We start from the raw sequence: 12381 nt of genomic DNA, 5'->3' as shown, positions 1-12381 counted from the left end.
CCGCTGGCGTAGCACCACGTGAAACGCAGCGAAAGTCGCGCTCCGTCGCCTCACTCAGCCGTGTAATGGTCGGTCCAGGAGAGGATTTCCGACTGCCAGTCGACCCAGTTGCGCGGCTTCAGGACCCAGTGGTTCTCGTCCGGCACATGCACGAAGCGGCTTTCGATCCCCCGCCTTTGCAGGGCCGAGAAGGTCCCCAGCCCCTGTTCGACGGGCACGCGGAAGTCGCGCGAGCCGTGCAGCACCAGCATGGGCTTGGACCAGTCGCCCACATAGGTGTTGGGGCTGAAGGCGCGGTACAGCTCCGGCTTCTCCCATGAGGCTCCGCCGAACTCGGAACTGAAATTGCCGATGTCCATGGCGTTCATCAGCTGGCCCACGTCGAACACGCCCGCGTGGTTGACCAGGCAGTCCCACGGCCCGTTCCAGCGTCCGGCGATCAGGTTGACCATGTAGCCGCCGTAGGAGGCGCCCAGGGCGCAGGCGCGTCCACCGTCCATCCAGCCGTTGCGGTCCAGGGCGGTCTGCCAGCCCTTCTGCAGGTCCTCCAGCGGGCGGTCGCCCCAATGGTCGTTGATGGCGTCGGTGAAGGCCTGGCCGAAGCCCGGCGAGCCGTGGAAATTGACCATCACCACCCCGTACCCGGCGCCGGTGTAGATCTGCGGGTTCCAGCGGTAGCTCCAGCCGTCGGCCCAGGGCGACTTGGGCCCGCCGTGGATCAGATAGACGACCGGATAGCGGCGGCCCTCGACAAAGCCTGCGGGTTTGAAGGTCCAGCCCTGCACCGCCTCGCCGTTCCAGCCGGGGAAGCTGAAGCTTTCGCCCGCCGGCAGGTCGGTCCCGGCCAGCAGGTCGGCGTTGTGGCGGGTCAAGGGCGTCAGGCCGTCGCGGCCGGCCTCGACGATCTGGGACGGGCCGGTGAAGGTCTCGCGCGCCAGCACCAGCCGATCACCCGCCGCGTCGAAGCCCGGCACCGTGCCCTGGTCGGTGATCGCCCGGACCGCGCCGGTGCGGGCGTTGATCTCGAACAGCTTCTGCTGGCCGTTCTCGGCGGCGAGCACGTACAGCGCCTGACCGTCGGGCCGCCAGCGCAGGCCCGCGGCGCCGCGATCCCAGTCGGCGGCGACCGGCCTGGCGTTGGAGCCGTCGGCGTCGGCGATGATCAGGACAGGCTGGTCGCCGTAGACGTTCTCGCGCCGCCCGGCCAGCCAGGCGAGGCGGCGGCCGTCGGGCGAGAAGGTCGGGTTGGAATCGGGGGCGGTGTTGGCCTGGGTCAGGTTCACGGGCGCGCCGCCCGCGACCGGGACCATCCAGACGTCGGTGTTGTTGGTCAGGGCTTCGGTGCGGCCCTGGGTCTGGGTCTGGAAGACCAGCCGGGTCCCGTCGGGCGACAGGGCGAACTCGCTGTCGTCGCCCAGCGGCCGCGAGGGCGTGTCGCCGTCCAGCCCGCTCATCAGATCGCGCGGCGTCCCCGCCGCGAGACCCGAGGCGTTGAGGGTGAGGGCGAACAGATGGCTGCGCCGCCCGTCATTCCAGCTGTCCCACGGCCGCAGCGGCAGGCGGTCATAGCCGCGCACGGTCGAGCCCGGCGCGGCCTGCGCCTTCAACCGGTCGCGCGTGCAGTCCAGGTCGGCGCAGTCGAGGAAGACCGGCAGGGCGACGATCAGGGTCCGGCCGTCCCCGGACAGGCGGAAGGCGGTGACGTCCACGGGCAGGGTGGTGACCTGGGTCGCGGCCTGGCCGTCGCGGTCCGCGCGCCAGACCTGGTTGGAGCCGCCGCGGCTGGACAGGAAATAGACGCTGTTCCCGTCCGGCGCCCAGCGGCCCGAGGCCGCGCCGCCGTCGGATGCGGCCAGCCGGCGCGAGGTCCCGTCGGCCTCGATCACCCACAGGGCGCCGACGCCGCGGTTGCCCGCCCAGTCGGTGGTGCGCAGGTTGTAGAGGACGCGGCGGCCGTCGGGCGACAGGCGGGGATCGGAAGCCCGCTCCATCATCGCGAGCTGGCCGGGGCTGAGCCCGCCGGCCGCCGTGGGCCGGGTCGAAGGCGCAGCGTCCGTCGCGGCCGGCGCCTTCGCGGGCGCCGGCGTCTGGGCCGATGTCTGGGCCGATGTCTGGGCCGAGGCCGGAACCGCGCCCGCGCCGAGCGCCAGCACCGCCGCGCCGACCAGAAGTTCCATCCGGATCGCCATCTTCACCCCTCCACGTCCAGCGCAAGAGGTAACACGCTTCCCGCCGCCGCCAAGCCGCTTGCCGTCCGCCCCGCGAGCGGCGACAACCGGCCTCGAATGACCGCCCCCGCCGCCGCCATGCCCGTTCGTCCCGCGCCGCACATCTGCGACGTGCTGATCGCCGAGCGCGCGCCCCGGCTGACGGCGTCGGCCTTCTGGCCGGTGGTGCGGCCGGTGCTGTACCGGCTGCTCAACTACCGCCAGGCCGTGCGCATGGCCGACGCGGTCCGGCCCCTCTCCGGCGCGGCGGCGCTGGACTATATGAGCGACCTGCTGGATCTGAAGGTCTCGGTGATGAACCCCGAGCGCATCCCGGCGACGGGGCGCTGCATCATCGTCGCCAACCATCCGACCGGCATCGCCGACGGGATCGCGGTGTTCGATGCGATCAAGACGCGGCGGCCGGACGCCATCTTCTTCGCCAACGCCGACGCCCTGCGGGTCTCGCCGCGGCTGGGCGAGACCGTCATCCCGGTGGAGTGGGTGGTCGACAAGCGCACCCGCGAGAAGACCCGCGAAACCCTGCAGGCCGCCAAGGCGGCCTTCGAGGCCGAACGCTGCGTGGTCATGTTCCCGGCCGGGCGGCTGGCGCGGATCGGCAAGGACGGCTCGGTGACCGATCCGGAGTGGGCCTCGACCGCCGCCTCCCTGGCGCGGAAATACGACGCCCCGGTGGTCCCGATCCATGTGGCCGGCCCCTATTCCCGTCTGTTCCACTGGTTCGACCAGGTGTCGCAGGAGCTGCGGGACATCACCCTGTTCCACGAGCTGCTGAACAAGCGGAAGAAGCCGTTCCAGCTGATGGTCGGCAAGCCGATCCTGGCCGCGCGCCTCGACATCGACGCGGGCAAGGCGACCTACGCCCTCAAGGCCTTCACCGAACGGGTCCTGCCCAGCCAGCCGGACGCCGACTTTGCCTGAGGCCGTCTTCACCCTGTCTGACGCGGACGCCACGACCCGGCTGGGCGCGGCGATCGCGCCCCTGCTGGCGCCGGGCGAGACGGTGCTGCTGTACGGGCCGCTGGGCATGGGCAAGTCGACGCTGGCGCGCGGCCTGATCCGGGCCCTGACCTCGCCCAACGAGGACGTGCCGTCGCCGACCTTCACCCTGGTGCAGTTCTACGAGAGCGATCCGCCGGTGGCGCATTTCGATCTCTACCGCCTGACCCGGCCGGAAGAGGCCGCCGAGATCGGGCTGGACGAGGCGCTGGACGAAGGCTGTGCGATCATCGAATGGCCCGAGCGGCTGGGCGAGGATCCCGACCCCTGGCTGGGACCGGACCGGCTGACGGTCATCCTGGCCGAGGACGGCGACGGCCGTCGGGCGTCGGTGTCCGGCGCCGGCGCCTGGGCCGAGAAACTGAAGGACCTGAATGTCTGACCGCGAAGCCCTTCGTCTCGAGTTCCTGAAAGCCGCCGGCCTTGCCGAGGCGGTGCGCGATCCGCTGCCCGGCGACGCCTCGACGCGGCGCTATGAGCGGCTGACCACGGCGGACGGGCGGTCGCTGATGCTGATGGACCAGCCGGCCAACGCCGAAAGCCCGCCGGCCGATCCGGCGTGGACGCCGGCGCAGCGGCTGGCCTCGGGCTGGAACGCCACCGCGCGGCTGTCGGCGGGCCGGATCGAGGCCTTCGCCGCCGTGGCCGACCACCTGCGGGCGCTGGGCCTGTCGGCGCCGGAGATCATCGCCGTCGACGCCGCCGCCGGCCTGGCCGTGCTGGAGGATTTCGGCGACGCCCTGTTCGCCCGGGTCATCGAGGCGGGAGAGGCCGAGGAGCCGCTCTATCTGGCCGCGGTCGAGGCCCTGGCCGCCCTGCATGCGGTCGAGCCGCCTGTGCAACTGAGCGGGGCGGCGGGCGACTGGCCGCTGCTGGTCTATGACGAGACGGCGCTGCAGGGCGGGGCCGACCTGTTCGTCGAATGGATGCCGGCGCTGGACCCGGCCCTGAGCTTCGATGACGCCGCCGTCGCCGACTGGCGCGCGGCCTGGCGGCCTGTGGTCGAGCGCGGCGCGGCCGGGGCCACGGTCATGGCGCACCGCGACTATCACGCCGAGAACCTGATCCGCCTGCCGGACCGCGAGGGGGCGGCCATGGTCGGGATGATCGACTTCCAGGACGCCGTGCGCGCCCACCCGTCGTGGGATCTCCACTCCCTGCTGCAGGACGCCCGCCGCGACGTGTCGCCGGCGCTGGAGGCCAGGGCGCTGGATCACTATTTCAGCCTGCGTCCGGGCGTCGACCGGGCCGGCTTCATGCGCGACTACGCCGGACTGGCGGCGCTGAATGAGGCGCGCATTCTCGGCATCTTCGCCCGGCTGATCGTGCGCGACGGCAAGCCGCGCTACCGCGCCTTCATGCCGCGCATGTGGGCGCACCTGAACGCCAATCTGCAGAAGCCGGGGCTCGAGACCGTCCGCGCCTGGTTCGACGCCCACGTGCCGGAGGCCAGCCGCCGATGACCGCTCCGAAGACCGCGCCCAAGACCGCGATGGTGCTGGCCGCCGGTCTCGGCACGCGCATGCGCCCCCTGACCGACGACCGGCCCAAGGCCCTGGTCGAGGTGGCTGGACGCGCCCTGATCGACCATGTGCTGGACCGGCTCGCTGATGCGGGCGTGGAGAAGGCCGCGGTCAATGTCCACTGGTTCGCCGATCGGCTGGAAAGGCATCTCTCGGCGCGCGGGCGCGGACCGGAGATCGTCATCTCCGATGAGCGGGAAACCCTGCTGGAGACAGGCGGGGGCCTGAAGAAGGCGGCGCCGCTGCTGGGCGACGACCCGGTCTTCGTGGCCAATATCGACAGCGTCTGGCTGGACCGGGGCGACGCCCTGAATCAACTCGCCCGGTTTTGGAATCCGTCAATCATGGATGCCGCGCTTCTTCTCGCGCGGCGCGAAGGCTCCATCGGGTTCGAGGGCGACGGGGATTTCTTCCTGGGCGAAGACGGCAAGCTGACCTTCCGGGGCGAGGCGGCGTCCGCGCCCTTCGCCTACATGGGCGTGCACATCTGCCGGCCTGACTATGTCGCCGACGGTCCCGAGGGGGCCTTCTCGCTGAGCCAGTTCTGGCGCCGGTCGGCGGCGGCCGGGCGGCTGTACGGCGTGGTCATGGACGGCGACTGGATGCATGTCGGCGACCCGCAGGCCCGCGACGAGGCCGAGGCGAAGCTGACTGGAGCGGTATGACCGCGCGGTTCGATCCCTTCGCCGGAGAGACCCCTCGTTGGTACGCGGTCGAGGCCTATCGCCCCTTCCTCGAGGATCTGGCGGCGGGCGTGCTGGACTGGCTGGGCGACAGGCCGCCCGAGACCCTGTCGGACGCGGTCATCCTGCTGCCCAACCGCCGCGCGGCGCGGGCTTTCACCGCCGCCCTGACGAAACAGGCGCGCGGTCGGCCGGTGCTGCTGCCCCAGGTCCGGCCACTGGGGGATCTGGAAGAGGACGAACCGCCCTTCGCGCCGGGCGAGGTCGGGCTGGACCTGCCGCCGGCCATCGCCCCCCTGACCCGCCGCTTCGAGATGGCGCGGATGATCGTCGAGGAATTCCGCTCGGACCTGTCGCCCCTGCGCGCGCTGGAGCTGGCGGATGCGCTGGGCGGCTTCCTGGATTCCTGCCACCTGGAAGAGATCAAGGACATCGGCAAGGTCGCGACCCTGGTCGAGGGCGATCTGGCTGAACACTGGCGGGAATCAGCGCGGTTCCTCGGTCTCGCCGTCGAGACATGGCCGAAGCGGCTGGCCGCGCTCGGGCTGGTGGATCCCGCCTGGCGACGGGCGAAGCTGCTGCGGCTGCTGGCCGACAGCTGGGAGACGCGACCGCCCGAGCATCCGGTGATCGCCGCCGGCTCGACCGGTTCGGCGCCGGCCGCTGCAGACGTGCTGGCTGCGGTCGCCAAGGCGCCGCAGGGTTGCGTCGTCCTGCCTGGACTGGATATCGACCTCGATCCGGCGGTCTGGTCCCGGTTGGGAGACAACGAGCAACACCCGCAGAACGCCCTGTGGCGATTGCTCGAGGGCCGGGTCGAGCGCGAGGCCGTGCGCCCCTGGTTCCGGCCGTCCGTTGAACCCGCCCTGGAGGCGCGCGGCCGCGCCCGCCAGCGGCTGCTCAACGAGGCCCTGCGGCCCGCCGACGCCACCGACGACTGGCGCAAGCTGATCCGCGCCATGCGCGCCGAGGCGGCGGGGACCCAGTCGGCTGATCCCATCGCCGAGGGGCTGCGCGGCCTGTCGGTGGTCACGGCTCGAGCCGAGGAGGATGCGGCGGCGGCCATCGCCCTGATGATGCGCGAGACGCTGGAGACGCCGGGCAAGACCTGCGCCCTGGTCACGCCCGATCTGGCGCTGGGCCGCCGGGTGGCGGCGCGGCTGGAGCGCTGGGGCGTCAGCGCCGACGTGTCCTCGGGCCAGCCCCTGTCGCGCATGGCCGGCGGGCGTCTGGTCGATCTCGCGGTCCGCTTCATCGCCGATCCGCTGGATCCCCACGCCCTGCTGGGCCTGCTCAAACATCCGCTGGTCCGGCTGGACCTTGGCGAGACAGACTTCCGGGCCGCGGTCGAGGCGCTGGAGGCCTTCGCCCTGCGCGGTCCGCGCCGCCGTGACTGGTCCCGCGCGCGCAAGGCCCTGTTCGAGGCGGGACAGCCGCGCGACGACGGACGGGTTCCGTCGGGTGTCACGCAGGAGAGACTCTTGGCCGCGCGGCTCTTGCTGGACCGCCTCGAGGCCCTGTTCGCCGAGGCGCGGACGCCGTTCCTGGACGAGGCCCCGCTGGACGCCGCGGCGCGCGCCCTGACCGGGCTGATCGAGGCGGTGGCGGGGCAGGACGCCTGGGCCGGACCGGACGGGGAGGCGGCGGCCGGCCTGCTGTCGGCCCTGATCGAGGGCGGCGGGTCCCTGGGCGCCGTGTCGCGCGGCGACTTCGCCGAACTGGTTCACGGCCTGTTGACCGACGAGACGGTGCGCACCGGCGGAGCGACCCAGCCGCGCCTGCGCATCCTCGGCGCCATCGAGGCCCGTCTCGTGCGGGCCGACCGCATGATCCTGGCCGGACTGGAGGAGGGAGTCTGGCCCAACGCCGCCCCGACCGATCCCTTCCTGTCGCGTCCCATGCGCGGGACAATGCAACTCCCGCCGCCCGAGCGGCGCCTGGGCCAGACGGCGCAGGACTTTGTCCAGGCGGCCAGCGCCGACGAGGCCATACTGGTGCATTGCGAGCGGCGCGGCGGCCAGCCGGCGGTCAAGTCGCGCTGGCTGTGGCGGCTGGAGATGCTGACGCGGGGGGCCGACACGCCCACGACGCCGGTGTCGATCGCCCGACCATCCGCCGTCCTGGATCAGGCGCGGACGCTGGACGCGCCCGCGCGCCTGACGCCCGAATATGCGCCCCGACCCGCGCCGCGCCCGCCCGTGGACCGGCGCCCGCGCGAGCTGCCGGTGACAGGGGTCGAGCGCTGGGTGCGCGATCCCTACGCCGTCTATGCGCGTTATGTCCTGAATCTGAGACAACTCGACCGGCCGGGCCAGTCGGCCGAGGCGATCGCGCGGGGGAACGCTGTGCACAAGGCGGTTGAACGGCTGACCCTGTCCTGGCCCGACGTCCTGCCCGAGGACAGCGCCGACCAGCTGGAACGGTTGCTGCTGGAGGAGCTGACCTCGGCCGGGTTCGAGGATGCGGCCATGGCGCGCGAGACGCCGCTGGCTCGCAACAGCGCGGTCTGGCTGGCCGGGTTCGAGGCTGAACGCCGGGCGCGCGGGGTGGAAATTCGGGTCGAGGAACGGGTCGAGATGCTGATCCCGGCCCCGGCGGGACCGTTCAAGCTGACCGCCAAGGCCGACAGGATCGAACTGTCGGCCACGGGCGCGGCGGTGCTGGACTTCAAGACCGGCTCCATCCCCTCGCCGAAACAGGTGCGCACCGGCTTCTCGCCCCAGCTGACCCTGACCGGCGCCATCCTGGCCGAGGCCGGGCTGAAGGATGCCGGGCCGGTCGAGCCGGAGGAGTTGACCTATGTCCGCGTCGTCGGCCGCAAGGAGCCGGGGCAGGCCGCGGTGCGGGCGGCGGGCGCGGAGGCGATGGCCCTGTCGCAGGCGGCGCTGGCGGGGCTGACCGCGCGGATCGAGCGGTTCGACCATGAGGAGACGCCCTATCTCAGCTGGGTCGCGCCGCAGTTCATGGGCAATTTCGGCGGCAACTACGACCACCTGGCGCGGGTCTGGGAGTGGCATGTGGTCGGCGGCGACGAGGGGGATGCGGAATGAGCGCGCGTATCCTGCCTGATCCCGCCCAGATCGCAGCCGCCGACCCCGGCCAGTCGGTCTTCGTCACCGCCAACGCCGGCTCGGGCAAGACCTCGACCCTGGTCGACCGGGTGGCGCGGCTGCTGCTGCGCGAGGTCCAGCCGGGCGAAATCCTGTGCGTGACCTACACCAAGGCCGCCGCCGCGGAGATGCAGGCGCGGCTGTTCGACCGGCTGGGCGAATGGGCGGTGATGGACGACGCCGGCCTGGCGCAGTCGCTGGCCGATCTGGACGGGCGCGATCCGGCCCGCCTGTCGGGGCCGGAGCTGTCGGACGCGCGCCGTCTGTTCGCCAAGGCGCTGGAGACGCCGGGCGGCCTGAAGATCCAGACCATCCACGCCTTCTGCGAAAAGCTGCTGCGCCGTTTCCCCATCGAGGCCGGGGTGACACCGGGCTTCACCGTGCTGGAGAACGAGGCGGCGACGGCCCTGTCGCATTCGGCGCGCGAGGATCTGGCCCGGGCCGCCCTGCGCGACGCCGACGGCGTGATCGGCCAGGCCTACAGCCATTTCGCGGTCGAGCTGGACTGGGCCTCGTTCCAGTCGCTGCTGGCCATGATCGAGACCGAACGGGACAAGCTGGTCGACTATACCGCCCGCGTCGCCGACGGGACGGCCCCGGGCCCCCATGCGGTGGCGGGCGCCCATCCCGAGGACACGGTCGAGGGGCTGGAGGCCGACTTCATCCGATACCTCGACCGGGGCCAGTGGCTGGAGACGGCGGCGGCCATGGCGACGGGCTCGACCAACGACCAGAAATGCGCCGACCGGATGCGAGAGGCGGCCTGGACCTTCCCCGGGCTGGCCAATGTCTTCCTGACCGGCGGCGAGCCGCGCAAGGCGATGGCGACGGCCAAGGCGCCGCCCGCGGCGGGCGCCTGGCTATTGGATCTGCAGCTGAAGTACGTCGCCGTGCTGGAGCGGCTGAAGCGGGTGCGGGTGGCGCGCGACACCATCCACGTCCTGACCCTGGCCCAGGCCCACGCCCACCTCTATGACCAGGCCAAGATCGCCAAGGGCGCGCTCGATTTCGGCGATCTGGTCGCGCGCACGGTGGACCTGCTGACCCGCCGCGCCTCGGCGGCCTGGGTGCTCTACAAGCTGGACGGCGGAGTCGAGCACGTACTCGTCGACGAGGCGCAGGATACGGCGCCCCAGCAGTGGGACATCCTCAAGGCCCTGACCGAGGGCTTCTTCGCGGGCGAGGGCGGGCGGCGCTTCACCCCCATGCCGGCCTCGGGCGAGAGGCTGGACCGGACGGTCTTCGCCGTCGGCGACGAGAAGCAGTCGATCTACTCCTTCCAAGGGGCCCGGCCCGAGCGTTTGCGGCAGGAGGCCCAGCGCTATGACATGCTGGCGCGCGGCGCGGACGCCCGGTTCGAGGGCGTGGAGCTGGCCAAGTCCTTCCGCTCGACGCCGGAGGTGCTGGGCTTCGTCGACGCCGTGTTCGAGGGCGCCGAGCGGACCCGCGCCCTGGTCGGCGCCGGGCTGGCGGCCATCCCACCCCATGCCGCCATGCGCGAGGGCCAGGCCGGATCGGTCGATCTGTGGCCGCTGCACGAGGAGATCAAGGGACCGGAGCGCGAAGCCTGGGATGCGCCGGTGGACCATGAGTCCGTCGCCTCGGCGCGCAAGCGGCTGGCCGCCGACCTCGCCGCGGACATCAGGCGTCAGGTGGAGACCGGCGTGGCCGTGTATGATCGCCGGACGCGACAGCCGCGAGCGTCGGGCTATGGCGACTTCCTGATCCTGGTGCGCCGACGCGACGCCACCTTCGAGGAGATCATCCGCGCCCTGAAGTCGGCGGGCGTGCCCGTGGCGGGGGCGGACCGGCTGAAGCTGTCGTCGCACATCGTCTTCGACGACCTGATCGCGCTCGCCCGCTTCGTCCTCTATCCCGACGACGACCTGTCGCTGGCGGGGGTGCTGCGCAGCCCCTTCTGCGACGTGGACGAGGATAGCCTGTTCGCCCTGGCCGGGGCGACGGCGAAGCGCGGCCGGCTGTGGCGGGAACTGCGCGACCGGGCCGGGGAGCGGCTGGAGTGGTCTCGCGCGCGGGACATGCTGCAGTTCGCCCTGTCGGCGCGGGATCGCGATCCGTTCGGCTTCTTCTCGGCCCTGCTGAACCGCGTGGACGAGACCGGGGTCTCGGGCCGGGCGCGGGTGCTGCGACGCCTGGGCCGCGAGGCCGAGGAGGCGATCGACGAGACCCTGAACCAGGTGCTGGCCGCCGAGGATCGCGGCGCGGTGGATCTGGAAACCTGCGTCGCCCGGCTGGAGGCCGCGGACGTCGAGGTGAAGCGCGAGCTGGAGGGCCCACGCGGCGAGGTACGGGTCATGACCGTACACGGGGCCAAGGGGCTGGAGGCGCCGGTGGTCATCCTGCCGGACACCACCAGCCGCGCGAAGGCGCAGGGGCCGGCCCTGATGCCGGTGACGCTGGAGGACGGTTCAGAGGCGTGGCTGATGTGCCCCGGCCGCTCGGCGGATGACTGCGAGGCCTCCGCGGCCGCACGCGACGCCCGGCAGGCGCGCACCGACGCCGAGACCCTGCGCCTGCTCTACGTCGCCCTGACACGCGCCCGCGACCGGATCGTGATCATGGGTCGGGGAAGCACGAAGACGAAGACGGGCTTTGACGAGGGCAGCTGGTGGGATGTCCTGGCCCGGACCTTCGATCAGCTCGGCGACCGGGTGCATGAGACGGACGGGGTGCGCCGGTTCGGCGCCGATCCGGCCCGGCTTCCACCGCAGGGAGCGGCGACCGCGGCCACGATGGTCGTTCCGGCCTGGGCGGGGGTATCGCCGGCGCCCGATCCGACCGCGCGCATCGCGGCGCCGTCGCGGATGGACGAGGTGCTGCGTCTGCCCGCCCCGTCGCCGCTGGCCGTGGCGGCGGGAAGCCTCGGCCGGTTCCGGCGCGGCGACCTGATCCACCGCCTGCTGGAGCGGTTGCCCGAGATCGCGGCGGCCGATCGGCCCGATGCGGCGCGACGCCTGCTGTCCCGTGAGCGAGACCTCAGCGACGATCAGCGCGGCGAGATGATCGCCGCCGCCTTCTCGGTGCTGGAGGACGCCCGCTTCGCCCCGGTGTTCGGCCCCGGCTCGCGGCCTGAGGTGGCCCTCACCGGACGGGCGGCGGGCGTCGCCGTCTCCGGGCGGATGGACCGGCTGGTGATCACGCCGGACAGGGTCCTGGTCGTCGACTACAAGACCAACCGCCCGGCCCCGGACCGGATCGAAGACGCCGATCCGGCCTATGTGCTGCAGCTGGCGATCTACGTCTCGATACTGAGACAGCTCTATCCCGACCGCCCGGTCGAGGCGGCGCTGGTCTGGACCGACGGGCCGAAGCTGATGCCCGTGCCGGCCGCCCTGATGGACGCCGCCCTAGTCCGTTGATTTGCCGCCTCCGGCATCCCACATCGACTGCAACGGGCCGGAATCACCCTATGATGGCCGGCTGATTTTATGAGGCGCGCCTGCCTGGCGGGCCGCCAGGAGAACCGCAATGGCCACCGTCAAGGTCACCGACGAAAGCTTCGAAGCCGATGTGCTGAAGGCGTCCCAGCCCGTGCTGGTCGATTTCTGGGCGGAATGGTGCGGCCCCTGCAAGCAGATCGGTCCGGCGCTGGAGCAGATCGCCGACGAACTGCAGGGCCAGGTCACCATCGCGAAGGTCAACATCGATGACAGCCCGATGGTCCCGTCCAAGCTGGGCGTGAAGGGCATCCCGACCCTGATGCTGTTCAAGGACGGCCAGATGGCCTCCATGAAGGTCGGCGCCATGCCCAAGGGCAAGATCGTCGAATGGCTGGCTGAAAGCGGCATCACCTCCGCCTCGTCCGCCACCGCCTGAT

Annotated in this window: 8 protein-coding genes; 7 read left to right on the top strand and 1 reads right to left on the bottom strand. The window is 72.0% G+C overall.

From position 1 onward, the window contains the following. Positions 1–50: 50 nt before the first annotated feature. Positions 51–2189 (bottom strand): dipeptidyl-peptidase 5, encoded by a 2139-nt coding sequence (locus AC3WRV_RS01140; RefSeq protein ID WP_492311842.1) that lies wholly within the window; start codon positions 2187–2189, stop codon positions 51–53. A 96-nt stretch (positions 2190–2285) separates the two neighbouring features. Here AC3WRV_RS01140 and AC3WRV_RS01135 point away from each other — a divergent pair, with 96 nt between their 5' ends. The 7 genes from AC3WRV_RS01135 to trxA all read left to right on the top strand — a co-directional run bounded on the left by AC3WRV_RS01135 (position 2286) and on the right by trxA (position 12380). Continuing rightward, the gene (locus tag AC3WRV_RS01135) at positions 2286–3149 is read left to right on the top strand and encodes a GNAT family N-acetyltransferase (protein WP_291840105.1); all 864 of its coding nucleotides are present in this window, start codon (positions 2286–2288) and stop codon (positions 3147–3149) included. Continuing rightward, positions 3142–3609, top strand: a complete 468-nt coding sequence (gene tsaE, locus AC3WRV_RS01130; RefSeq protein WP_291840107.1) for a tRNA (adenosine(37)-N6)-threonylcarbamoyltransferase complex ATPase subunit type 1 TsaE — start codon at positions 3142–3144, stop codon at positions 3607–3609. The genes AC3WRV_RS01135 and tsaE overlap by 8 nt, the downstream gene beginning before the upstream one ends. Then, positions 3602–4690 carry an N-acetylmuramate/N-acetylglucosamine kinase AmgK gene (gene amgK, locus AC3WRV_RS01125; RefSeq protein WP_492311841.1) on the top strand — a complete coding sequence of 363 codons (1089 nt, stop codon included), beginning with the start codon at positions 3602–3604 and terminating at the stop codon, positions 4688–4690. The genes tsaE and amgK overlap by 8 nt, the downstream gene beginning before the upstream one ends. 29 nt (positions 4691–4719) lie before the next feature. Continuing rightward, positions 4720–5415: an N-acetylmuramate alpha-1-phosphate uridylyltransferase MurU gene (gene murU, locus AC3WRV_RS01120; protein WP_492312707.1), complete on the top strand. Its 696-nt coding sequence runs from the start codon at positions 4720–4722 to the stop codon at positions 5413–5415. Then, positions 5412–8483 (top strand): double-strand break repair protein AddB, encoded by a 3072-nt coding sequence (gene addB, locus AC3WRV_RS01115; protein WP_492311840.1) that lies wholly within the window; start codon positions 5412–5414, stop codon positions 8481–8483. Before murU ends, addB begins: the two co-directional genes overlap by 4 nt. Continuing rightward, entirely contained in the window at positions 8480–11923 is a 3444-nt protein-coding gene (gene addA / locus AC3WRV_RS01110; RefSeq protein ID WP_492311839.1) for a double-strand break repair helicase AddA, read from the top strand. The genes addB and addA overlap by 4 nt, the downstream gene beginning before the upstream one ends. Before the next feature lie 109 nt (positions 11924–12032). After that, positions 12033–12380 (top strand): thioredoxin, encoded by a 348-nt coding sequence (trxA, locus tag AC3WRV_RS01105; protein ID WP_291833835.1) that lies wholly within the window; start codon positions 12033–12035, stop codon positions 12378–12380. Position 12381 lies beyond the last annotated feature (1 nt).

The sequence above is a fragment of the Brevundimonas sp. EU05-FHT14B11 genome, assembly GCF_058790835.1.
The sequence above is the reverse complement of the archived record's forward strand: the minus strand, read 5'-3'. Positions and strand labels throughout refer to the sequence as shown.